21 protein-coding genes are annotated in these 20,964 nt (G+C 70.7%); 7 read left to right on the forward strand and 14 right to left on the reverse strand.

The genetic code is table 11. The annotated features are described in order from the left end of the window. Positions 1-428 (forward strand): malic enzyme-like NAD(P)-binding protein (locus tag ACV530_RS22270; RefSeq protein WP_494334355.1); only part of this gene is annotated, 428 nt, incomplete at its 5' end. A gap of 827 nt (positions 429-1,255) precedes the next feature. Here ACV530_RS22270 and ACV530_RS22275 read toward each other — a convergent pair. The 9 genes from ACV530_RS22275 to ACV530_RS22315 form a co-directional block, all read right to left on the reverse strand. Continuing rightward, a complete protein-coding gene (locus tag ACV530_RS22275) occupies positions 1,256-2,446 on the reverse strand; it encodes a glycosyltransferase (RefSeq protein WP_494334356.1) in 1,191 nt (396 codons plus the stop codon). Continuing rightward, on the reverse strand, positions 2,443-3,228 hold the full coding sequence (locus ACV530_RS22280; protein ID WP_494334357.1) for a DUF6065 family protein: 786 nt from the start codon (positions 3,226-3,228) through the stop codon (positions 2,443-2,445). Before ACV530_RS22280 ends, ACV530_RS22275 begins: the two co-directional genes overlap by 4 nt. A gap of 88 nt (positions 3,229-3,316) precedes the next feature. Next, positions 3,317-3,751 (reverse strand): hypothetical protein, encoded by a 435-nt coding sequence (locus ACV530_RS22285; RefSeq protein WP_494334358.1) that lies wholly within the window; start codon positions 3,749-3,751, stop codon positions 3,317-3,319. A gap of 302 nt (positions 3,752-4,053) precedes the next feature. Then, the gene (locus ACV530_RS22290; protein WP_494334359.1) at positions 4,054-4,320 is read right to left on the reverse strand and encodes a hypothetical protein; all 267 of its coding nucleotides are present in this window, start codon (positions 4,318-4,320) and stop codon (positions 4,054-4,056) included. Continuing rightward, positions 4,317-5,426, reverse strand: a complete 1,110-nt coding sequence (locus ACV530_RS22295; protein WP_494334360.1) for a glycosyltransferase family 2 protein — start codon at positions 5,424-5,426, stop codon at positions 4,317-4,319. The genes ACV530_RS22290 and ACV530_RS22295 overlap by 4 nt, the downstream gene beginning before the upstream one ends. 92 nt (positions 5,427-5,518) lie before the next feature. Then, entirely contained in the window at positions 5,519-6,874 is a 1,356-nt protein-coding gene (locus ACV530_RS22300) for a hypothetical protein (protein ID WP_494334361.1), read from the reverse strand. Positions 6,875-7,699: 825 nt separating this feature from the next. After that, positions 7,700-8,335 (reverse strand): hypothetical protein, encoded by a 636-nt coding sequence (locus ACV530_RS22305; RefSeq protein ID WP_494334362.1) that lies wholly within the window; start codon positions 8,333-8,335, stop codon positions 7,700-7,702. Then, complete coding sequence (locus ACV530_RS22310; RefSeq protein ID WP_494334363.1) at positions 8,332-9,786, reverse strand: alkaline phosphatase family protein; 1,455 nt, start codon at positions 9,784-9,786, stop codon at positions 8,332-8,334. Before ACV530_RS22310 ends, ACV530_RS22305 begins: the two co-directional genes overlap by 4 nt. Before the next feature lie 210 nt (positions 9,787-9,996). Next, the gene (locus tag ACV530_RS22315) at positions 9,997-10,506 is read right to left on the reverse strand and encodes an SRPBCC family protein (RefSeq protein ID WP_494334364.1); all 510 of its coding nucleotides are present in this window, start codon (positions 10,504-10,506) and stop codon (positions 9,997-9,999) included. Between the two features lie 165 nt (positions 10,507-10,671). On the opposite strand from ACV530_RS22315, the gene ACV530_RS22320 reads away from it, so the two are divergent. After that, positions 10,672-11,637 carry a DUF1259 domain-containing protein gene (locus ACV530_RS22320; RefSeq protein WP_494334365.1) on the forward strand — a complete coding sequence of 322 codons (966 nt, stop codon included), beginning with the start codon at positions 10,672-10,674 and terminating at the stop codon, positions 11,635-11,637. A 2-nt stretch (positions 11,638-11,639) separates the two neighbouring features. On the opposite strand, the gene ACV530_RS22325 is transcribed toward ACV530_RS22320, so the two are convergent. The 3 genes from ACV530_RS22325 to ACV530_RS22335 are packed head-to-tail and all read right to left on the reverse strand — an operon-like array spanning position 11,640 to position 14,843. Beyond that, a complete protein-coding gene (locus ACV530_RS22325) occupies positions 11,640-13,142 on the reverse strand; it encodes a CoA transferase (RefSeq protein WP_494334366.1) in 1,503 nt (500 codons plus the stop codon). Further along, on the reverse strand, positions 13,139-14,095 hold the full coding sequence (locus ACV530_RS22330) for a 3-hydroxyacyl-CoA dehydrogenase family protein (protein ID WP_494334367.1): 957 nt from the start codon (positions 14,093-14,095) through the stop codon (positions 13,139-13,141). The genes ACV530_RS22325 and ACV530_RS22330 overlap by 4 nt, the downstream gene beginning before the upstream one ends. Positions 14,096-14,105: 10 nt before the next feature. Further along, positions 14,106-14,843: an acetoacetate decarboxylase gene (locus ACV530_RS22335; RefSeq protein WP_494334368.1), complete on the reverse strand. Its 738-nt coding sequence runs from the start codon at positions 14,841-14,843 to the stop codon at positions 14,106-14,108. Positions 14,844-14,981: 138 nt separating this feature from the next. Here ACV530_RS22335 and ACV530_RS22340 point away from each other — a divergent pair, with 138 nt between their 5' ends. After that, a complete protein-coding gene (locus ACV530_RS22340) occupies positions 14,982-15,878 on the forward strand; it encodes a LysR family transcriptional regulator (RefSeq protein WP_494334369.1) in 897 nt (298 codons plus the stop codon). Here the strand turns inward: ACV530_RS22340 and ACV530_RS22345 are convergent. After that, positions 15,856-17,202 (reverse strand): tetratricopeptide repeat protein, encoded by a 1,347-nt coding sequence (locus tag ACV530_RS22345; protein ID WP_494334370.1) that lies wholly within the window; start codon positions 17,200-17,202, stop codon positions 15,856-15,858. The two genes, ACV530_RS22340 and ACV530_RS22345, sit on opposite strands and share 23 nt — an antisense overlap. A gap of 89 nt (positions 17,203-17,291) precedes the next feature. Between ACV530_RS22345 and ACV530_RS22350 the strand changes: the two genes are divergently transcribed. Together ACV530_RS22350 and pth are read left to right on the forward strand one after the other, a co-directional pair. After that, a complete protein-coding gene (locus ACV530_RS22350; protein ID WP_494334371.1) occupies positions 17,292-17,921 on the forward strand; it encodes a CGNR zinc finger domain-containing protein in 630 nt (209 codons plus the stop codon). Further along, positions 17,908-18,492 carry an aminoacyl-tRNA hydrolase gene (pth, locus tag ACV530_RS22355; RefSeq protein WP_494334372.1) on the forward strand — a complete coding sequence of 195 codons (585 nt, stop codon included), beginning with the start codon at positions 17,908-17,910 and terminating at the stop codon, positions 18,490-18,492. Before ACV530_RS22350 ends, pth begins: the two co-directional genes overlap by 14 nt. Position 18,493: 1 nt before the next feature. Here pth and ACV530_RS22360 read toward each other — a convergent pair whose 3' ends face one another. Continuing rightward, a complete protein-coding gene (locus ACV530_RS22360; protein WP_494334373.1) occupies positions 18,494-18,943 on the reverse strand; it encodes an SRPBCC family protein in 450 nt (149 codons plus the stop codon). Positions 18,944-19,018: 75 nt separating this feature from the next. Here ACV530_RS22360 and ACV530_RS22365 point away from each other — a divergent pair, with 75 nt between their 5' ends. After that, positions 19,019-20,083 carry a M20 family metallopeptidase gene (locus tag ACV530_RS22365; RefSeq protein WP_494334464.1) on the forward strand — a complete coding sequence of 355 codons (1,065 nt, stop codon included), beginning with the start codon at positions 19,019-19,021 and terminating at the stop codon, positions 20,081-20,083. Further along, positions 20,083-20,937 carry a helix-turn-helix domain-containing protein gene (locus tag ACV530_RS22370; RefSeq protein WP_494334374.1) on the forward strand — a complete coding sequence of 285 codons (855 nt, stop codon included), beginning with the start codon at positions 20,083-20,085 and terminating at the stop codon, positions 20,935-20,937. Before ACV530_RS22365 ends, ACV530_RS22370 begins: the two co-directional genes overlap by 1 nt. Positions 20,938-20,964 lie beyond the last annotated feature (27 nt).

Raw genomic sequence — 20,964 nt, forward strand, 5'->3', positions numbered from 1 at the left:
CGCTGAAGGAGGCCGTGCGCGGCGCGGACGTCTTCATCGGCGTCTCGGCCCCGAACGTGCTGGGCGCCGAGGACGTGGCCGCGATGGCCGACGGTGCGATCGTCTTCGCGCTGGCCAACCCGGACCCCGAGGTGGACCCGGCGATCGCCCGCCAGACGGCCGCGGTGGTGGCCACGGGCCGCTCCGACTTCCCGAACCAGATCAACAACGTGCTGGTCTTCCCGGGCGTCTTCCGCGGCCTGCTGGACGCCCAGTCCCGTACCGTGAACACCGAGATGATGCTGGCCGCGGCCAGCGCCCTCGCCGACGTGGTCACCGACGACGAGCTCAACGCGAACTACATCATCCCCAGCGTCTTCAACGCGAAGGCCACGGAAGCCGTGGCCTCGGCGGTGAAGCGGGCCGCGCTGGCACTGCGCGAGGCGTAACGCCCGCTGTCCGCCCGCCCATTGGGCGGGCGGACACCGCCCCAGACGGCCGCAAGCGCCTTCTTCACCGCTCGATGAGCCTGTCCGCCACCAGCCCGGCGAACACCGCTTCGCCAATCCGACTGTCCAGCGGGCGTGCGCGCAGGTGCTTGGTGGGGCGGCATGGCGCTCGGGCGGATGCGGGTCTCGTCTCGCGCCTCCGGCGCACAGCGGCGGGCTACGGGCGAGGAGGGGGGCCTGGCCGGTGCACGTTGCCGAGTGCCGGCAGTTGTGGGGTGCGCTGTGCGGGGTGGGCCTGGCCTCGCAGGTCTCATGCGCCACAGCCCGGATGCTGAACGGCGAGTCGGGTACCGGTTTCCGCACGTCTGGGGGCACTTCTCGGGGGGAAACCGGTACCCGACTCGTCAGTCACCCTCACGCTCGCACATGAGGCGGCAACGGTGGGCGGTTTGCGGTGCGAGTGAGGCGGGCGTGATGTGACGGGGCATCAGCGGTGAGTTGGTTACGTTCCATACCGGACATACGTAGCGCGGGAACGTAACCAACTCACCGCTGACGTACCTCAGGCTTCCCGGCCCGCCCCCGCACCCGGCGACGAGGGCCCGGCCCGGACCCCATCCGCCCCGTAACCAGCCGCTTTTCACATGCACAACGACGAAACGGGCAGACGGCCAAACACCCGCCACGTAAACCGCCCACCGCTGCCGCCCCACCCACCGGCGGACGCCTGGCGAACGACGCACCGCTACCAAGCGCCCGTGCCCGCTTGCCGCTTGCCGCTTGCGAGGGCGCGATAGCTGCTCACCGAACAGCCGGGGGCAAGGCCCTCATCCGGCGACGGCCGCACGGCCATACGCCCCCGCCTGCTGTCCGTGCACACACCATGCCCCCTGGAATGCTCGGGGGTTCCGGCACAGCCGTTCCGTGACCCCCGGTGCGCAGAGGGAGGCGGCATCGAGGACGAGGACGTGGTCGAGTCCTCTGGCGGCGGCGTCCGTTGTGATCTGCCGGAGGGCCGCCTCCCGGTCGGGCGGGGCGGCACTCGCCGGATCGGGTACGAGCCATTCCGCGAGCCAGTCGATGTCGAGGGCGTCGAGGGTCAGTCGAGCTCGCTCCCAGGTCTCCGGAGAACCGTCGCCGAGCAGGCAGACCACGGCGTCGAAGCCGGCGAGGGGGCTGTCGAGCTGTCTCCGGGCGCGGTCGAGTACGTCCTGAGCCTGTTGTTCGCCCACCAGGTCGCGGAGGTGCTCCGTCAAGCCGTCCTCGGCGAGGCCGAGTTCGCGGTGGCCGATGAGGTAGTTGCGCACCCGGTCGAGCAGGTCGACGGGGAAGGACGGACCCTGCGGCCGGGTGAAGCGGTGCAGCCAGCGGACGCCCGGGTGGCAGAGCACGCGCCCGCCGCCGCGTCGGAACTTCTCGTGGAGATACCCCTCCTCGCCACCGTGGGCGCGGAAGCGCGGGTTGATGCCGGGCCAGGCGTCGGTGCGGCAGGCGAAGAGGCCGAGGCCCTGCATGTCCACCTCGAACGGCTCCCCGTGAGGGTCGGCACCCCGGGGGTCGGACCGCCACACACCGAACATCGCTTCACCCCACTCGGGGGCCAGGTGAGTGGAGGGCGGTTCACGGCCGTCGTCCAACGGATCGGCGATCATGGGCCCTTGGAGCAGGTCTCGGCATCCCGGCCGCTGCTCGAGGTGGTCGAGCACGGCACGCACGGCCCCCGGGGCGAGCAGGACGTGGGAGTCCAGGCACAGAGTGACGGGCGATTCCGCCGCCCGGAAGACGAGGTCACGGACAGCGGTGCTCGCGTACTGGCCGAAGGGCAGATAGCGGCAGCCCGGGATGCGGTCCGCGAGAGAGCGCAGCGAGGACGCGACCGGGCCGGAGGGGTTGTTGTCGACGACGACGAACTCCGCGTCGGACAGCTCGGCGGCATGGGTGAGCCGGAGTGCCTGGAGCGTGAAGTACACGCCGTCGTAGTCGTCGTAGGTCGCCATGCCGACCGTGAGCCGACTCATCGCGGGTTCCCTTCGATGTCGGTGAACTCCTCGAATCCGCGCAGGCGCAGGGTCCGCTGGTGTTCGGGGAAGGGTTGTGGGTCGGCCGGGTGCGTGCCCTTCATGTAGTGCTGCTGCCAGCCGTCCGCCGCGGAGGGGTCGCCCGCCATGACCGCCTGGGCGTACTCGATGCGGCTCCGGCTCCAGGTCCGGTGGTCGTCGGCGTCCGGCATGCGGTCGAGCGGGGCGCACCGGGGGCGGAAACGCTCCAGCTCCCCACGCCGCTGGGGAACCAGCATGAGGACGGGCTCGCCCGCCGCGAAGGCGATGTCGGTACCGGCCCTGGTTATCTTCCAGTTCATGCTGAACGTGGCCACGGCCCAGTCGGCCTCTACAAGCCCTTCGAGCGCATGTGCCCCGTCCTTGGGGAGGTTGGCGGGGCCGCGTACGAGGAGGTTCCAGCCGGGCGGTGTCCGGATCAGATAGGGGATGTGGAAGGTGAGGATGCCGTAGCCGAAGTGGCTCATGGCCTGGCCGGCGGTGTCACCGTCCTCGTAGCGAACGTGCAGGTCCTCCAGTGCGTCCCCACCGTTCCAGCGCACAGTGAACGTACGGTCGTTGAGGACCCACCAGCCGTTCTGACCGGCGATGCGCAGGGGAAGGCACCGGTAGGTGTGGCGGAGGGCCTCGCGGTCCAGCCAGTCCCGCCGTGCGGGTGCGGGCGCGATGGGCATGTCCGGGGTGTCGGGCAGGCGATATGCCATCAAGGCGGGTTCGGGGTCGTGGTGCTCTGCAGAGCTCAACTGGCCGTCTCCAGTAGGTGGATGTCCTGACGGGCGGGGTGGTCCGCCGGTGTGCCGGCAGCACGGTGCGCCGGCACACCGGCGGCGTTCAGACGAGACTCCCCGTGCCGTTGGCGAAGGCGGGGGAACCCAGGGCGAAGGTGACGTGCGTGGGGCTGGGTGTGACACCCGCGGGGATACGGACGCCGACGTAGAGGACGATCCGCTGGCCGGGGTCGAAGTCCACCGGGACCTGGATGGTCGAGGTGGTCCCGTCCGGTGAGAGGGTGCCCCCGTGGGGGGTCTCATCGCCGGTGGCCTCGCGCCACATCCCCAGGAACTCGTTGACGAGCCGTGTCCCCGCCGGAGCGGTGATCGTCACGGTCTGCGTGCCGATCCGGCCGCTACTGGTGTTCTGCACCAGGACCGACACGTACACGAGCTCCGGATCGGCGGCGTCCTGCCTGGGGGGCCGTCCCGTGACGTCGGCGGTGAGAGGCGGCGGAGGCGGTGTCGTGGTGACGGGAGGGAGTGTCGTCGTCACCGGAGGGCGCGTGGTAGTGACTGGCGGCCGCGTCGTCGTCACCGGGGGCCGCGTCGTGGTGACGGGCGGCCGCGTCGTCGTCACCGGAGGACGCGTCGTCGTGACGGGCCGCCGCGTCGTCGTCGGAGGCCTGGGTATGGGGAGCGGGAGCGGAATCCACGGCCCCGGCCGGAAGAACCTGGCCTCCGGATTGATCGCCTGGTGCTCGCCCTCGTCGCCTTCACCAGGCGGCTGGGCCGCGCCGCTCGTTTCTTCGGTCACTGTTCGTCATCTCCTTCTCGTGGTGACGGTGTCGGTCAGGGTCAGGGCACCGCGATCCAGGCGGTGCCGTCCCGTCCGCTCCGGTCGTGGGCGCCCGTCCGCCGGGGCGTGTGCCAGGTGACGGCGGTCTCGGTGAACCGGCGTCTGGGCGGCAGGAGTTTGCAGAGCGAGGTGCCTGCCATGATCAGAGTGGTCGCGGCCACCACGGTGGCCAGCGCCTGGAAACCGGAGCCGGGCCTGCGGGCCGAGAGAGCCGAGGCGCCTCCGGCTCCGAGCGCGCCGAGCGGCGGGAGGAGTCCGTACGTCATGTCGCACGCCAGCGTTCCTCGCGGCGGCGGGCCATGTCCCACAACGACCGTAGGTAGACGGCGTGTTGGAACATGTCGTACGCGAGCTCGACGGCGAGTGTGCCCGCCAGCAGCTGGGACTTCCAGCCCGCTCCCCGCGCGGTGACGACCTTCTCGGCGACGAACACCAGCCCCACGGCCATCCAGAACGGGGTGAACTCCGGCCGGCCCCGGGCCAGCATCCAGCCGGTGAAGACGAGGTAGAGGGCGAGGAAGACGACGGACAGGCCCATGAAGCCCTGGCGGACGATGTACGGGGCGGTGACCCGGGTCCAGCCGTAGTCACGGAGGTTCTCCAGGGCGCCGCGCTGCCAGCGCAGCCGCTGGTGCCAGAGTTTGGGCAGGCTCGTCATCACCTCGGTCTCGACCGCGCAGCCCGGCGGGGAGACGGTGCGGTAGCCGAGCGTCCGTACCGCTTTGGTGATCTCGTCGTCCTCGGTAAGGGAGGCGAGGGAGTAGTAGGAGGAGCCGCCGCCGAGGCGGCCGGTGCGGCGGGCGGTCCTGACCTCGCGCAGCGTACGGACGCGGAAGAGGGTGGCGGTCCCGGTGAGGACGTCGGCGCGGTAGTCGCGGCGAGCGATCTCGCGGGCGTAGCGGTGGAATTCGATGCGCTGGAGGGCGCCGAGGAGGCCGCCGCCGCCTTCGCCGTAGAAGATGCCGCCGACGGCGCCGACGGAGCGGCCCATGGCCGCGATGGCGCTGGTGAGGAACGAGGGTGCGAGGACGGTGTCGGCGTCCTGGACGAGCACGAAGTCCGCGCTCTCGAGTTCGTGGAGGACGCGGTCCAGCGCCTGGTTGAGGGCGCCGGCCTTCTTGTTCCGGTTGTGCTGCGACTCGACGACGGTCGCGCCGTTGGCCCGGGCGACGGCCACGGTGTCGTCGGTGCAGTTGTCGGCCACGACGACGATGCGGTACGGCGGCCGTTCCTGGCGGTACAGGGCCGCGATGGCCGCGGCGATGCGCTGCTCTTCGTTGTGGGCGGGGATCAGCGCCACGATGCGGGGTTCGTTCTGCCCTTCGCGGAAGGGAGGTCGGGACGTTCTGCGGGTGATGCGCGGCCTTCGCATGAGGGTGCACTCCTGGAACCGTTGTCGCGGCGTTGCCGTTCATGGCGGGGGTGCGGCGCGCGGGGCACCGCACCCCCTGTCACCTCCGTCGGTCAGCTCGCGGGCGTGACGACGATCGTGTCGTGGGCCGTGGCGAAGACCGGTTCCCCGAGCTGGATGCCGACCTGTAACTGGCCCTGGGCCGTGCCCTCGACGGCCATGGCCGGGTAGAGGGAGACCCAGGCGTCCTTGCCGGGTCCGCTCGGCTCCAGGTTCAGCGCGACGGCCGGGCAGGTCAGGGTGCGGCGGTCGGCGGACAACACACCCTGGGCGACGACCTCGTGGCTCTCGTCCGCCCAGTGCGTGAAGGCCACGTGGTCCTCGGTGAAGTGCGTGCCCTCGGGGGCGGTGAAGACGACCTTGACCGTGCCGATGACGCGTTGGCCGGTGTTGCGGACGACGAACGGCGGGTAGACCCAGCGGTCCTGCCCGGCGGTCGCCGTGAGCTCCTGCGTCTTGACGACGGCGCGCAGCCCGGGGTCGATGGTGCGGGGCGCGGTGTAGCGGTAGTAGACACTGCCGAGCTGGAAGGCGTCCTCCGGCTTGGCCGGGTCCCAGCTCAGGCTGCTGACCGAACCGTCGGGGTTCTGGGACTGCGGCCAGACCAGGAAGCGGTAGTAGCCCGGCTTGTCACCCAGCTGCCGCAGGTCGAGGTCGGGCAGGGTCACCTTACGGCCCGTGCCACTGTCCTTGTGGCCCTCGACCTTCTGCAGCTGCGGGGTCGGGGTGTAGTGGGACGGTGTGCCGTCCTCGTGCACGAGCTGGTAGTACACGTGGTCGCTGTTGTTGCTCGCCACGCCCTGCTCGCCCTGGCGCAGGTTGACCAGGTCGATGATGAACTTGTCCCCGGGAATCCGGCCATTGTCCGACACGTAGCCGAATCCGGCCTGGCTGTTCGGGAATCCGCCCCAGGCGCCGCCATAAGGCAAGCGGACAAAGGGGCGGCCCACCATCTCGGGGTTGCTCCTGTCCCAGGCCGATGCGAGAACCTCGATCTCCGGACTGACCGTGCGGACATCGCCGTTGTCGAGGATGGCGTCCACGCGGATCTGGTACTTGCGGCTGTAGGCGGGGCGGGGGTCGGCGTCGACGTTGAGGTCTCCGCGGAGGGCGAAGGTGATCAGGTCGGAGTCGTCGAGGAAGGTGAGGTCGATGACCTCGTACTGCTGGTCCCCGTAGCCGCTTTTGCCGCCGCGCGGGAACTCGCTGGTGCTGCCGTCGAGTTGGCCGTTGCCGTAGAAGGAGTATTTGAGCTGCTTGATCTTCACGCCCATCGGGACGCGGATCCGGCCGTCGTAGCGGAACTCACTGTCCCAGACGGCGAATCGGTTGGCGTAGCCGAGGGTCCGGATGCCGGTCCATTCCGGGTCCAGGATCAGGAGTTCAGGGGACGTGGCAGGCGTGCTCATACAATTCCTCTTCTCTGCACTGAGAGTTGCCGGACGGGTTCGGCGCACGTTCGACGTTCCGCGCTTCCGGACTGCCGCACCGGGGAGACGAGCGGCAAGTCAATACGGCCCCGGATGGGGCGTCAATTGCACGGAATTTGTTATCGGACAGGACGGAGCGGAAGCCGGGCACCCACTTCCCAGCAGCCCAGCCGCCCCTCACATCTCACCAGTGATCGCGTTCACCACTGGCATCGAACTGACAATCGCCGTGGGGCATCTGGGGCGACAGAGGCACGTGAATCACCCAGGGCGGCCGGGCAGCAGAAGTATTGCCCCACCCCGGAGCGCGTCCGGTTCTTTTCAGTCGGCGGCGCCGCGCGAGACCGGCAGATACGTTTCGCGCCGTTTACCGTTCACTGGCCGGATGCGTACCCTTGACACTGCCCGGCTGCCGCTGCCCGGCGACAAGTTCCCTGGAAACATGGACCGCTCCAGCACATCGCACCCTCCGCAAGCGGCATTCGCGTACCTGCCGGATTGCCGAGAAGTGCGTTCATCCTCCGTGCCCGCCCACACCTCGGGTCCTGATCCCGCCGTGAGGGCCGCCACACCGCGGATTCCCTTCCGGGCGAGTTGTCCGGTATCGCCGCCACCGCATGTGTTTTCATGCCGAATTGCTGTACAGGCTTTACCGCACGGAGGTCGGCCGGAATCTCCTGCCGGCCCGGCGGCACAGAAATCGTTGAGCAAACGTTTATCACCGTCGTCCGACTTCCCGAAAAGCAAAAGGCGAAGCCGCTGTCGCAACAGCAGGCTTCGCCGGGGAACGATACGGGCGAGGGGTCAGTCGAGTTCGATGTTGAAGTCCCAGACGGCGACGGGCTTCTGACCGTGCTGCCAGGTCAGCTGGGCGGCGCCCGCTTCGAAGGTGCCGGTGAGGGTGAGGGTAGCCGGGTGCCCGGGGCTCGCGGTCACGGTCGACTCGCCGGCGGGCTTCAGCGCGATGTCCTTGCCCTGTTCGTCGCGGGAGCTGAAGTCCTCGGCGTGCAGGGTGAGCGGTGCGGTGGCCTGGTCGAGGGTGATGGTGAAGGTGCCGGTGGTGCGCTCGGGGGGCTTGCTGCCGGGGGTGGGGGTGGGCAGGTCCTCGGTGGGGCCGGACGCCCGGATCAGGGCGGTGGCCTCGGGGAGTTGGGCGCGTACGGCCGAGCCCACGGCGACCAGTTGCAGGTGCTTCCCGTCGGCGGTGGGGGTGGCCTGGCCGGCGGGGGCCGAGGGGATCGGGACGGCGCCCAGGCTCTGGACGGTCTTTTGGGCCGCGTCGTCGGCGGACCGGGCGGACGACGACGATGCGTGGCTGCCTCCGCAGCCCGCGAGGACGGCGGCCGCCAGGGCGAGGGAGCAGGCGGTGAGGGAGCGGCGGCGGAGGCCGGGCAGGCCGAAGCCCGCCCGGCTCGGCGCCGTGTGGCGCGGGGTGTTCATCGGTGCTGCGCGCTCCCGTTGACGACGGGGTGCTGCGGTTCGCCGGCCCGCGCGGTGGCGGGGTAGACGACGCTGCCCGAGTCGGCGGGCGGCAGGGCGCGGCCAGAGGGGTTGTTGTAGACGTCGGCGCCGAAGGGGCGCAGGCCGTCGGCAGCGGCGTACCCGAGGTGCCCGTGCCCGTCGGTGCCGCCGCGGTTGACGCCGAACAGGTCCTCCATGCTGCGCAGCCAGCTGTAGTGATTGTACGGCTGGTCGCTGATGGAACCCGGCTTGATGAAGCGGGAGATGACCACCGAGCCGGTGATGCCGCCGCCGGGCGTGGTGTCCTGGCCGAACGCCTGGAAGCCGGGCTGGGTGGTGTTGGGGCCGGGCAGCTCGTTGCAGCAGGCCACCACCGACTGGGCGGTGTCGGTCGGGGTGTTGAGGCTCTTGTCCTTGTTGCCGGTGTAGTCGGCGATCGAGTTGCCGTACATCTTGTACGGCGGGAAGGCCTCGTCGAACAGGATCTGGATCATGCCGTCGTGCTGGAACGCGGGCGAGGCCATGATCTGCGGGACGACCTTCTCGAGGAACTTGTCAGTGGCGTACAGGCCGCCCTGGTGGTCCTTCGGGTCGCCGGAGAGGTTGTCGCCCTTGCAGGTCGCGTCATGGGCGTCGGAGCAGTTGTTCGGGGTGATCCAGTTGAAGCGCGGAGTCGTCGACTCCTTCTTCAGGTCCTGGGCCAGCCCGGTCAGCGCCTTGTGCCCGGCCTGCTTCGGCCTGCCGTTCAGCGGGACGACCCGGGCGCAGTCCTTCGGGTTGTCGATGACGGAGTGGAACCAGGCGGCCGGGTTGTGCTTGGCCACGTACTGGTCCTTGGCCGTGGCACCGCCCGGGTCCGGCACGCCGTTGCCGGCCGGGTTGCCGGGTATGCCGCAGTTGTAGACGTTCTCCCGCTTGTCGTCGTTGCCCATGTCCTGGGCGTAGACCTTCCACGGGACGTGCTTGGCGTCGAGCTGGTTGAACAGCGTCTTGACCCGCGACGGGTACACACAGCCGGACGAGGCCAGCGTCTGGCCGTCGGCGGCCGGGGTGCCGGGCTTGACGTCCTTGTACTGCGGGCAGTCGTCCTGGTTGTCCGGGGCGGGCGACTGGCCGGAGACCAGGCTGATGTAGTTGTCCAGGCTGTAGTGACCGGTGCCGTAGTACTGCCGCAGAAGCTCGCCGTAGCGCGGCAGGGTCTTCCACAGGTAGCTGTTCTGGTTCAGCCCGGTGAAGGTGGCCTCGTACGACTTGTTCTCGAGGATGATCGTCCACACATGGCCCGGCTTCTTCGGGACCCCATGGGTGCCGTTCGCGGAGGCCGGCGGCGCTCCGACCCCGGCGAACACCAACGCCGCTCCGGCGGCGGCCGCCGCGGTCGCTCTGAACGCTCCGGGTGTCCGCCAGCGGCGGCGTGGGGAACCTGACATAGTGCTTTCTCCGTCTCTTCCGGCGGGAGAGTGACGCACTCCCCGCTGTCGGCCGGACTCTCCTACGCCGAGCCGCGCGCCGAGAAGAGCGCGGGTGACGCACGGATGGCCGCAACGTGAACGTTGCATGACAAGGCCAGGGGTGTCCACCAACCCCGGGGAATATCCGCCCGTGCGCCCCGCCCGGTCCGGAAGAGCTTCCGGAAGAGCTCAGGATTCCGCGGCGAGCCCGGCGATACCCTCGAGGGTCGACCGGATGCCCTGTTCCAGCATGCCCAGCCGGAAGGACGTGAGTTCCTCCTCGCGCTCGGGCTCGGCCTCGATCGCCCGGCTCAGGTACGAGCCGCCCGGCCCGAGGGCGACCGACTGGCGCAGCCGGGTGCCGTCGCCCTCCGGCTCCAGCTCGAACCGCCACCGGGCGACGGGACGCTCGAAGTCGCCCTGCGCCCCGCGAACCTCCCAGCCGAACGCCCGCTCCGGCCGGCAGTCGTAGATCCGCGAGGTGGTCTCCCAACTGCCCAGCAGCTCGTTCCGGTTGCGGCCGACGAAGGTCGCACCGACGGCGGGCCCGGTGGCACCGTCCAGCCACTCGGCCTCGTACAGTTCCCCGCCGAACCTCGTCGGCGTGGTGATGTCGCTGACCAGGGCCCAGACCCGGTCCGGCGGCGCGGCCACGTACACGTCCATCTCGGCCTTCGGGCCGTCCGTCAACCGCACCATCGCCGTCCTCCTTCAACGCCGTTCCGATACCCGCCGGTAACTAAAGCCCCGCCCACGGCTCGGCGTCAATAGCGGAAAGTCCGGCGCGCGGCCCCGTACCGGTGCACCACCCGAAAGCCCTACGCGCGGGTGCGCGGCCCTGCCACCGCGATTACGTTGACAGCTATGCGCGCCCGAACACGGCTCTCCGTCCTGCTGGCCTTCTCCGCCACTTCCTCGCTCGTCCTGTTCGGATGCAGCGCCGACAACAACGGGCCCGTCGCCGTGGCGACGCAGCCCAGCGGCGGTGCCGCCGCCCCCATGTCCACCACGGAGAAGGACTGGAAGCCGGTCTCCGACGCGCTGAACCGCACCGGGACGCTGATGGACAAGACCTTCTACCGGGTACCGCTGCCGCGCAAGGACCTGAAGATCACCACCCATGGAGTGGCGGTCAAGCCGGGCCTGGTGGGCGGTTACGCGGTGTTCGCCAAGTACGGCGACGGCACGATGCTGATGGGCGACCTGCTGGTCACCGAGGACGAACTGCCCAAGGTCACCGACGCCCTGCAGAAGGCGGGCATCCAGCAGACCGCTGTGCACAAGCATCTCCCGGAGCAGTCCCCCGCCATGGTGTGGACGCACATCCACGGCATGGGCGATCCCTCGACCCTCGCCAGGGGTGTCAGGACGGCACTCGACGCCACCGCCATCCCGGCCGCCTCGCCCCCGCCGTCGAGCCCGCCGCCCGTCGACCTGGACACCGCCGCCATCGACTCCGCCCTCGGGCGCAAGGGAACCAACGACGGCGGGATCTACAAGTTCTCGATGGGACGCAAGGATCCCGTCACCGACGGCCGTCACCTGCTGCCCGCCGGACTGGGCGTCTCCACGGCCGTCAACTTCCAGCCCACGGGTGGCCGGAAGGCGGCAGTCAACGGTGACTTCGTGATGTCCTCGGACGAGGTCCAGAACGTCATCCGTGCTCTGCGCAAGGGGAACATCGACATCGTCGAGCTGCACCACCACCTGCTGGACGACCAACCCCGGCTGTTCTTCATGCACTTCTGGGCCACCGGGGACGGCACCGCGCTCGCCAAGGCACTGCGCCCGGCCGTCGATGCCGCCCACCCTGCCCCGCCCAAGCCCTAGGCTCAGCGCACCCCGAGCCACTCGGGCCGGCCCGAGCCGCGCGGCACGAGGACCGTACGGAACGCGCCGGGCGTCTCGGACATGACGACCTGGTCGGTGACGCCCTGGTACCGGCCGCACGGGGTGTCGGCGGTGAAGGTGTCCGGGTCGAGGTAGGCGTGCCGTTCGCCGGTGCCGGCGAGTTCGCGGGCGTAGTCCTTGTCGAGGATGCCGAGGCTCAGGATCCACAGGGCGACCCGGGTGAGGGAGACGTGCACGCGGTAGCTGCCGCCCTCGGTGGCGCGCCGCATGAGGGCGGCGATGATGCCGGTGGTGGCGAGCCAGGGCACGAGGTAGTCGTTGACGACCTTGATCGGGGGCAACGCCGGGTTGTCGTCGGTGCCTTCGAGGTTCATCATGCCCGCCACGCAGCCGGCGGTCTGGTCGAAGCCGACGCGGTTCGCCCACGGGCCGTGCTGTCCGTGCAGGCTGACGGTGGTGTGGATGATGCCGGGCCGGATCGCGGCGGCCTCCTGCGCGGTCAGGCCCATGCGCTCCAGGTAGCCGGCACGGTGGTTGGCGTAGAACACGTCGGCGCCGCGCAGCAGTTCACGGAGGACCGCTGCGGCCTGCGGGTCGCGGGCGTAGTCGAGCGTAGTCGAGCGCACGCCGACCTGGGCGGTGTAGTAGAGGATGTCGTTCTCGAACTGGCCCGGCCGCCAGATGTTGAGGGCGTCGGCGCCGTGCTGGGCCATGGTCCGGCCGATGGCGGCACCGGCGATGACGTGGCCGAGGCCCAGGGCGCGTACGCCGTCGAGCGGTTGGGTGGCGCCGGGCGGGAGCGGCTCGGGGTCGCTGTCGCCGATCTTCTCGATCTCGATCAGGGGCATGTCGGCCAGGACGTCGCGGTACTGGCGGGTGCCGAGGAACTCGCGCGTGCCGCGCAGCATCGGCATGACGACACCGGCGTCCGCGCCGGCCTGCTCCAGTTCCGCGCCGGACCAGCCGGCGACGGCGTTGGCGACGGCCAGGGCGTCGTCAGGGGTGCCGAGCAGCTTCAGGGTGCGGGACTTCAGCGCCGGGTAGACGTTCAGCGGCATCACCCAACGCCCGTCGCCCGCACGGTAGAAGGAGAGGGAGAAGGGGTCGTCCGGGGCGACGATCGGATAGCCGTTGAGCTTCTCCCACTTGGCGTCGTAGAAGGGGCACAGCCGGTGCGGGGCCTTGCGCAGGTCCATGCCGATGTCCTGGCCGGGCCCGCCGCGGTGCTGCCACAGCTTCGCCAGGGCCACGGACTTGGCGGTCAGGCCGAGGGCGGGTGCGGAGGCCAGGCGCAGGGCGGAGGGGACGACGGGGTCGGCGCCGGTGAAGGTGACGGTGCCGCCGGCGTCCTGTGCGCTCATGCCGACGCCGCCGAGGACGTCGTCGAGTGCGGCGTGGATGTCGAAGCGGTCGCCGGCCTCGTCGGTGACCGGCTTGGCGAGCGCGGTCTCGATCTTCTCGGTGAGCGGTGAGGTGGGTGTCATGACGCTGCCTGTTCGTGAGAGGTGTCGGCGAGGGCGCGCATGAGGGCGATCTGCGCGCGGTCGCGGCGGGCGGCGAGTTCGCCGACCGGTTCGCCGGCGAACGCTTCCCGTGCCTGCGCGGTCAGCCGGGCGACGGTGGGCTCGTCGAAGGAGGGGGTGCCGAGCCCCGGCCAGGTCGCTTCCATCGCACGGCCGAGGTGCTGGAGGAAGTGGGGCAGGCCGCCGGGTCCGCCGCCGAGGTGGAAGGTACGGAAGGGGCCCGCGACGGCCCAGCGCAGGCCGATGGAGTCGGTGACGATGTCGTCGAGTTCGGCCTCGGTCACCACGCCCTCGGCCACCAGGTGCACGCACTCGCGGAAGAGCGCGGATTGCAGGCGGTTGGCGACGAACCCGGGGATCTCCTTGCGCAGGATCTGCGGCTTCTTGCCGAGGGATGCGTAGAAGTCGCGGGCCTGGCGCAGGGTCTGTGCGGAGGTCTTCTCGCCGGGGACGATCTCCACCAGCGGCACGAGGTGCGGCGGGTTGAAGGGGTGGCCCACGACGAGGCGTTCGGGCCGGCGCATCGCCTCGGCGATCGCGGTGGCGGGGATGCCGGAGGTCGAGGTGGCCAGCAGCGCGTGGGCGGGGGCGGCGTCCTCGACGGCGCGCCAGATCTCCTGCTTCACCGCCAGCCGTTCGGGGCCGTTCTCCTGCACGACGTCGGCGTCCGCGACCGCCTTGGCGAGATCCGGCTCGAAGCGGAGCCGGTCCGCCAGGTGTGCGGTGGGCAGCCCGAGTTCGGCGAGGGCCGGGGTGATCTCGTCCAGTCCGGCCAGGACCTGGTCCCGTACGTCGGGGCGCGGGTCGCTGACGACGACGTCCAGGCCGTGGGCGAGGAACAGTCCGGTCCAGGAGATCCCGATCACGCCGCCGCCGATGACGGCCGCGCGCCGGTGGGGAGTTGAAGCACTCATGATGCGCCTCTCAGTCGGCGAGGTAGTCGTGGACGACCTCGGCGGGGCTCAGGGTGAGGTCGGTGAGGATGTGGCTGGCGGAGACGACCTCGAGGACCGGCAGGTCCGCGAGCGGTGCCAGCGCGTGGGCGAAGAGCTCCAGGCGGGCCGGGCCGCGGAAGGCGCTCTTGACCGTGATGTCGGTGATCTGGGTGCGGACCAGCTCGCAGATGCGCGGGCGGCCGTCGTAACCGGGCACCGCCTTGACCATGAACGTGGGCGCGCAGATCTCGGCGCGGGCCTCGTCGAGGTCCATCGGGTGGTGCTTGTAGCCCATGGTGGCGGTGGCCACGCGCAGCGAGCCGTAGTCGAGGGTGCCGACCAGGGTGTCGGAGTCGACGTAGAGGCGGGGCTTGCCGGCCTTCTTCGGGTAGGCGCTCAGCTCCCGGCCGCTGGAGATCGCCGGGACGCTGTCGAGATACATCGCCAGGTTGTACTCGCCGCGCTCGCCCGCGTACTCGACGGGGACGACCTGGCCCGCCTCCGTGTAGTCGCCCAGCCCCGTCACATCGGGCATCCGCATGATCTCGAACCGCACCAGCGGCTCGGGCACCGACAGGGGCTCGGGAACGACCCGCCGCAGGGCCGCGGGGTCGGTGCGGTACGTGATGTTGAGGTACTCGCGGTCGGTGAACCGGTACCGGGTGGGGGCGAAAGCGGGTGCGTCCAGCGGCGTGGTGAACAGCCGGGCGACGTCGTGCATGTCCATGAGTGGCTTCCTCGTAAGACGTCTGTGTCCGTCAGGACGGGGAGCGGATCTCTCCGCTCGGCGCCTGGATCCACTTCACGCCACGGTCACCATGTCTGTCCAATATATGATGACCTAGGATTCGATATCCTTTGCCCTATGGAGTTCACGAAACGCCTGCTCGAGCAGTTCCTGGTCCTGGCCGAGGAGAAGCACTTCGGCCGGGCCGCGGAGCGCCTCTCGATGAGCCAGCCCCCGCTCAGCCAGTCGATGCAGCGCCTGGAGCGCGGCCTCGGGGTGACGCTCCTGAACCGCGGACCGGGCGGCGTACGCCTGACCCCCGCGGGCGCCGCCTTCGCCGTGGAGGCGCGACGGCTGCTCGACGCGCATTCCGCCGCGGTCGAACGCGTACGGCGCGTGGCGCAGGGCCTGGAGGGCGACGTACGCGTGGGGTACGTGAGCATCCTGAGCCACCGTCATCTGCCCCGGCTGCTGCGCGCGGCCGCCAGTGAACTCCCCGGCCTGCGAGTCCACTTGCACCAGGACTCCTCGGCCACGCTCGTCGATATGATCCGCTCCGGTGCCCTGGACATCGCGTTCATCCGGGATCCCTCACCGGTGACGGAGGACCTGGCCGTCCACGACTTCGCCGTCGAGCGCATCGTCGCGGCCCTCCCCCGCGAGCACCGCCTGGCAAAAGCCGACGCCATCGCCCTCGCCGACCTCCGCGACGACGACTTCGCGCTCCCCAGCACCGCTGCCCTTCCGGGGCTGGCCGCGCAGGGCCAACTCGCCTGCCGGGAGGCGGGGTTCACGCCGCGCTGCCGGGCCGAGGCCGACGACCTCAGCGGCCTGCTCGGCTACATCGCCGCCGGGCTGTGTGTCGGCCTCCTGCCGGAGGACCTGCGGCACTTCCCCATCCCGGACATCGCCTTCGTGCCGCTCCGCGACGCGTCACCGCATCTGCGGACGACCGTCGCCGCCGTGCACCACCCCGACGCGGACGCGGCCGTGCACCGCCTCCTGGACGTGATCACCCGGCACGTGGACTGGTGAGACGGGCCCAGGCGCCCTGGTCGTACGGGCAGCGGGGGCGCAGATTGAGGCGTTCGCTCAGCAGCGTACGAGCCAGGTCGTGGTGCCCGGCGCGCAGGGCCGCCTCGACGAGCGTCCTCTGCAGGGCGTCGCGCTGCGCGTGGCTGCCGCCGAAGACGTGGAAGCGGCGCCGCAGGGGCAGCAACAGGCCGATGGCATCGGCGTAGCGCCGCCGCCCGTACGCCACGAGCGCCCGGCACACCGGCAGCCCGATCTCGGCGGTCATCGCGACGTTGGAGAGGCCGGGACCGGCCTCCCGGAGCCACAACTCCCTGTCACGTACGACCCGTTCTGCGTCGGCGATGCGACCGGCCCCGACGTACGCCATCACGGCGTGGGCGTCGTTGAAGGCGTAGTGGGCGCCGTCGTCCCGCCGTGCCCAGGCGTCGGCCAGTGCGGGCCAGCGGTCGCCGGTGTCGGTGCCCGCCAGGTACAGCCGCCACAGCAGCGAGGCGGCGTCCAGGAGTTCCATCGCCGCCCCGGCCGAGCCGTCGTGGTGGACGGCGGCGTCGTAGACGGCCAGGACCTCGTCCGTGCGGCCCGTTTCCAGGACGTACAGGGCGTAGTGCCACCAGTTGTGCACGTTCAGGTAGTTGCCGGTGGACCAGTCGTCCCTGCGGGCGTCGAGGTAGCGGATGCCGTCCTCGTGGCGGCCCTGCATCTCGTAGGCGTGCACGACGGCATGGATGCCCCACACGTCGCGCGCGTTGCGCTCCACGGCCTCCAGGCCCACGCGCTCGGCCCGGGTGTGGTGCCCGGCCTCCTCCAGGCCGAACGCGTACATGCCCTGGAGCAGGCCATAGTGCGGATCGTCCTCATCCCAGGCGGACAGCGCGCCGCCGATGCGGTCGCGCAGGAGCACGGCGTCGCCGGTGAAGAAGTCGATCTGGTGGCCGACCGCGAGGGCGAGGGCGTCCTTCGGGTGCCGCACGACGAGTTCGGCGAGGACGCGGCCCGCCTGGTGCATGTCGCCGTCCAGCCAGCACGAGGCCGCCTCGACGTGCATGCGCTCGCGCGTGCTCAGGCCGTCCACGGGCACGTCCTTGCGGTACGCCTCGAAGGCCGCGGCCGCCTCGGCGGCGTCCTTCTCCTCCGTGCCCAGCAGCCCGAGGTACGCCCGGAAGACATGGCCCATGGCGGACCGGGGCGAGGCGTCGAGCACCGCCCCGACTTCGGTGGACACTTCTTCGCGGAAGAAGAGCAGATGGTCGAGCGCCTTCTCGTAGTGCCGCGCGGCATCGGCATCGGTGTGCGTCAGCGCGTGGGCGTGCCGGTCCGTAACCACTCTGTCCTCCTGCCGGGTTGTGCGGAGCCGGGGAGATCCTTGCCCCGTAGCGGAGGGATGAACACCGGGTAACTCGTTATATTGGTTACATGGACTCCGCCCCGCCCCGAGGACTCGTCCTCCACTCCCACACCGGCGTTGCCTACCGCTTCGACCCCGGCGCCCTGTGCCTGGAGCTGATCCCCACCGGCGGCCCCGGCCCCTACCGCAAGTGGGAGGTCCTGCACCGGCCCGCCGACCTGGCCTCCTGGGCGGCGAGTTCACGGCTGACGCCGACACCGGACCTGGACATCTCCGACACCGAGGTGGCCGACGCGCGCCGGCTGCGCGACGCGATGTTCCGGGCGGCCGTCGCCCGTATCCGCGAAGAGCCGCCCGCACACGGTGATGTGGAGACCATCAACCGGGCCGCCGCCCACCCGCCCCTGGCACCCGCCATCGGGCCGGACGGACACCGGCATTGGGCCGAAGCCGCCACCGGCACGCACCTCCTCGCCACTGTCGCGCACGATGCCGTCGACCTCTTCACCGGCCCCTTCGCCCACCGCATCCGGGAGTGCGCCGCCGACGACTGCCACCTGATCTACGTCGACACCTCCCGCCCGGGCCGTCGCCGCTGGTGCTCCATGGAGCACTGCGGCAACCGGCACAAAGTACGATCGCTGCGCAGCCGCCGCTCGGAAGAAGGACTCGAAGAAGGACTCCATGACAGCCGATGAACGCTGGGTGATAGCCGGACTCGGCAATCCGGGGCCGTGGTTCAAGGGCACCCGGCACAACGCCGGTTTCCTGGCGGTCGACCGTCTTGCCGAGCGGCATGGCGCGGCGTTCCGCCGGCACAGGGCCCGGTGCCGCGTGACGGAGATCGACATCGCCGGCAGGCGCGTGATCCTGGCGAAGCCGCAGTGGTTCATCAACAAGTCCGGCGATCCCGTCGCCTCCGTCCTGCGGGCTTACGACGTTCCGGTGGAGCGGCTCCTCGTGGTGTACGACGACATGGCGTTCCGGTTCGGTGCGGTACGGCTGAAGCGCGGAGGCGGTGCGGGCGGGCACAACGGGATGCGTTCGGTGAGCGAGGCCCTGGGGACGGTGGATTCCGCCCGGCTCCGCTTCGGCATCGGACGTCCGCCGCAGGGGCGGAAGCCGGGGCAGTTCGTCCTGAAGAAGTTCTCGGAGTCCGAGCGGGCGGCCCTGCCGGAGCTCCTGGACCGCTGCGCGGACACCGTCGAGGCGCTTGTCGTGCACGGCCTGGACAGGGCGCAGACTGAACTGCACACAGCGCAGGCGTAGTTCATCGGCCCCTGCCGGTCAGCGCCGCGTCCGCAGCCTCGAGGATCTTGCCGAAGACGTGGGTGATGACGGGCTTGCCCACCACGCGGGTGAGGACCGGGCCGAAGGGGCCGGGCACTTGGAAGGCGGTCGTCCAGACGACGAGCGTGCCCTCGGGGACTTCGGTGAAGGTCATCCGTCCGAGCTCGTGCCGGGCCGGCGGGAAGCTGCGGTCGACGGTGTAGTCGAAGCCGTACGGCGCGTTGTAGGCGGTGATCCGTTCGCGGAACCAGCCGATCAGCCAGGTGTGCAGCCGCACGGCACCCACTCCGTAGGGCGCACCCGCGCCGGGCCGGGCCAGGCGGGCCTTGAGGACGTATAGGGTGCGCGTGTAATTGGTGCTCGTGGCGCACCAGTCGAATACGTCGGTGATCGGCGCTGCGATGACGCGTTGCACTGTCAGGGTCTCCATGCCTGGTAGACAGGGCACAGCCCCGACATGTGACACGGCTACCCTTGCGTCGTGGATGTTGTGGATGTTGACGCGATGCTCGAGGACCTCAGGACGCTCGTCGAGGTCGAGTCCCCCTCTCATGACCTCAACGCCTTGGCGGCATCGGCCGAAGCCGTCGCCGCCGTCATCGAGAGCCGCCTCGGCGGGCGGGCCGTCCTCGTCGAGAGCGAGGCCGGGCCGCACGTCCACTGGTCGGGCGGCGGTGATCCGGCCGTACTGGTCCTCGGCCACCACGACACGGTGTTCCCGCTCGGCACGCTTGAACGCCGCCCGTTCACGGTCGGGAACGGGCATGCGACCGGCCCCGGGGTCTTCGACATGCTGGGCGGTCTGGTGCAGGCCGTTCACGGTCTGGCGGCGCTCGACGACCGGTCCGGCGTCGAGATCCTGGTGACCGCCGACGAAGAGGTCGGCTCCGCCTCCTCCCGTGCGCTCCTCGAGGAACGGGCCCTCGCCTGCGGCGCCGTCCTCGTGCTCGAGGGCGCCGCCGACGGCGGAGGCCTCAAGACCGGCCGCAAGGGCTGCGGCACGTTCGAGGTCTCGATCACGGGCCGGGCGTCGCACGCGGGCCTCGAGCCGGCGGCCGGGGTCAACGCCCTGGTCGAGGCCTCGCACCAGGTGCTGGACATCGCGGCACTGAGCCGCCCCGGCATCGGCACGACGGTCACCCCGACCGTCGCGTCCGCGGGAACCCAGAGCAACGTCGTACCCGCGGAGGCGACCGTCGTCGTCGACGTCCGGGTCGAGTCGGCCGCCGAGAAGGACCGCGTCGAGTCCGCGTTCGCGGCCCTGGCACCGTATCTCGAGGGTGCGCGGATCGCGGTCGAGGGGTCCGTCGGCCGGCCCCCGATGCCCGAGTCGGCGGCGGCCGAACTCTTCGCCATCGCACAGCAATTGCTTCCCGGCATCGAGGGCAAGGCGGTCGGCGGCGGAAGCGACGGCAACTTCACGGCCGCGCTGGGGGTTCCGACGCTCGACGGCCTCGGAGCGGTCGGGGGCGGCGCCCACGCCGACCACGAGTACGTGGTGATCGGGGCCATGGCCGAGCGGGCGATCCTTGTGGCCGGGCTGGTGAACGCGATACGGGCGACCCGGTGATGCCGCCCACTCCCCCCGCCTGGGATGTCGCGCGACCGTCGCGGTCCAGCCGGGTGGCCGGTGTCGGCATGGCCGGGTTCCGCAACCGGAGCTCCGGCCCGTTCGACCTGCCGGTGATCCCGCACCCGGCCGTCACCCTGATCGTCGAGTTCGGTGACGGCCCGTTCGTCGTGGACGACCCCAACGGGCGGCAACAGCGCGGAAGTCTCGTCGCCGGGCTCGCACCCGGCGCAGTCCGCATGCGGGGCGAGAACGTCACATGCGTGGAGGTACGCCTGTCCCCGGTGGTCACGCAGGCCGTGCTGGGAGTCCGCCCGGGGGAGCTGGACCGCGCGGCGGTCTCCCTCGACGACCTGTGGGGCCGGGACGTGTCACGACTCCGGGAGCAGTTGGCCGAAGCCCCGTCGTGGGAGGACCGTTTCGCGCTGACGGACGCCTTGCTCGCCCGACAGTGCGGGCCGGGACCGGCGGTGGACCCGGAGGTGGCCCGGGCCTGGTACCGGATCGTCGTCAGCCGGGGCGGGGTCCGGATCGAGGACCTGGCGGCCGAGGTCGGCTGGAGCCGCGGCCATCTGTGGTCCCGGTTCCGGTCGCAGATCGGCCTGTCCCCCAAACGCGCCGCGACGATGGTCCGCTTCGGCCAAGCGGCCCACCGCCTGGCCGCGGGGGACAGCGCGGCCCGGGTCGCGGCGGAGTTCGGTTACTTCGACCAGGCCCATCTCCACCGGGAAGTCGTGGCGTTCAGCGGCATGACTCCGGCGACGCTGGCCGGTGACCCGGGGCTGGAAGCGGACGGCATCGCGTGGGCGGGCCACGCGACGTTTGTACAAGACCCGCGTCCGTACAACACGTGAGGATCGCTCCCAAGGGCCTGACACGTC

The organism is Streptomyces sp. SX-6, from assembly GCF_059089585.1.

Bases quoted from the DNA above. Each gene is read 5' to 3' on its own strand.
- ACV530_RS22275 (WP_494334356.1), bottom strand. From the start codon at position 2,446: ATGAGTCGGCTCACGGTCGGCATGGCGACCTACGACGACTACGACGGC.
- ACV530_RS22290 (WP_494334359.1), bottom strand. From the start codon at position 4,320: ATGACGTACGGACTCCTCCCGCCGCTCGGCGCGCTCGGAGCCGGAGGC.
- ACV530_RS22295 (WP_494334360.1), bottom strand. From the start codon at position 5,426: ATGCGAAGGCCGCGCATCACCCGCAGAACGTCCCGACCTCCCTTCCGC.
- ACV530_RS22300 (WP_494334361.1), bottom strand. From the start codon at position 6,874: ATGAGCACGCCTGCCACGTCCCCTGAACTCCTGATCCTGGACCCGGAA.
- ACV530_RS22305 (WP_494334362.1), bottom strand. From the start codon at position 8,335: ATGAACACCCCGCGCCACACGGCGCCGAGCCGGGCGGGCTTCGGCCTG.
- ACV530_RS22310 (WP_494334363.1), bottom strand. From the start codon at position 9,786: ATGTCAGGTTCCCCACGCCGCCGCTGGCGGACACCCGGAGCGTTCAGA.
- ACV530_RS22315 (WP_494334364.1), bottom strand. From the start codon at position 10,506: ATGGTGCGGTTGACGGACGGCCCGAAGGCCGAGATGGACGTGTACGTG.
- ACV530_RS22320 (WP_494334365.1), top strand. From the start codon at position 10,672: ATGCGCGCCCGAACACGGCTCTCCGTCCTGCTGGCCTTCTCCGCCACT.
- ACV530_RS22325 (WP_494334366.1), bottom strand. From the start codon at position 13,142: ATGACACCCACCTCACCGCTCACCGAGAAGATCGAGACCGCGCTCGCC.
- ACV530_RS22330 (WP_494334367.1), bottom strand. From the start codon at position 14,095: ATGAGTGCTTCAACTCCCCACCGGCGCGCGGCCGTCATCGGCGGCGGC.
- ACV530_RS22335 (WP_494334368.1), bottom strand. From the start codon at position 14,843: ATGGACATGCACGACGTCGCCCGGCTGTTCACCACGCCGCTGGACGCA.
- ACV530_RS22340 (WP_494334369.1), top strand. From the start codon at position 14,982: ATGGAGTTCACGAAACGCCTGCTCGAGCAGTTCCTGGTCCTGGCCGAG.
- ACV530_RS22350 (WP_494334371.1), top strand. From the start codon at position 17,292: ATGGACTCCGCCCCGCCCCGAGGACTCGTCCTCCACTCCCACACCGGC.
- pth (WP_494334372.1), top strand. From the start codon at position 17,908: ATGACAGCCGATGAACGCTGGGTGATAGCCGGACTCGGCAATCCGGGG.
- ACV530_RS22360 (WP_494334373.1), bottom strand. From the start codon at position 18,943: ATGGAGACCCTGACAGTGCAACGCGTCATCGCAGCGCCGATCACCGAC.
- ACV530_RS22365 (WP_494334464.1), top strand. From the start codon at position 19,019: ATGCTCGAGGACCTCAGGACGCTCGTCGAGGTCGAGTCCCCCTCTCAT.
- ACV530_RS22370 (WP_494334374.1), top strand. From the start codon at position 20,083: ATGCCGCCCACTCCCCCCGCCTGGGATGTCGCGCGACCGTCGCGGTCC.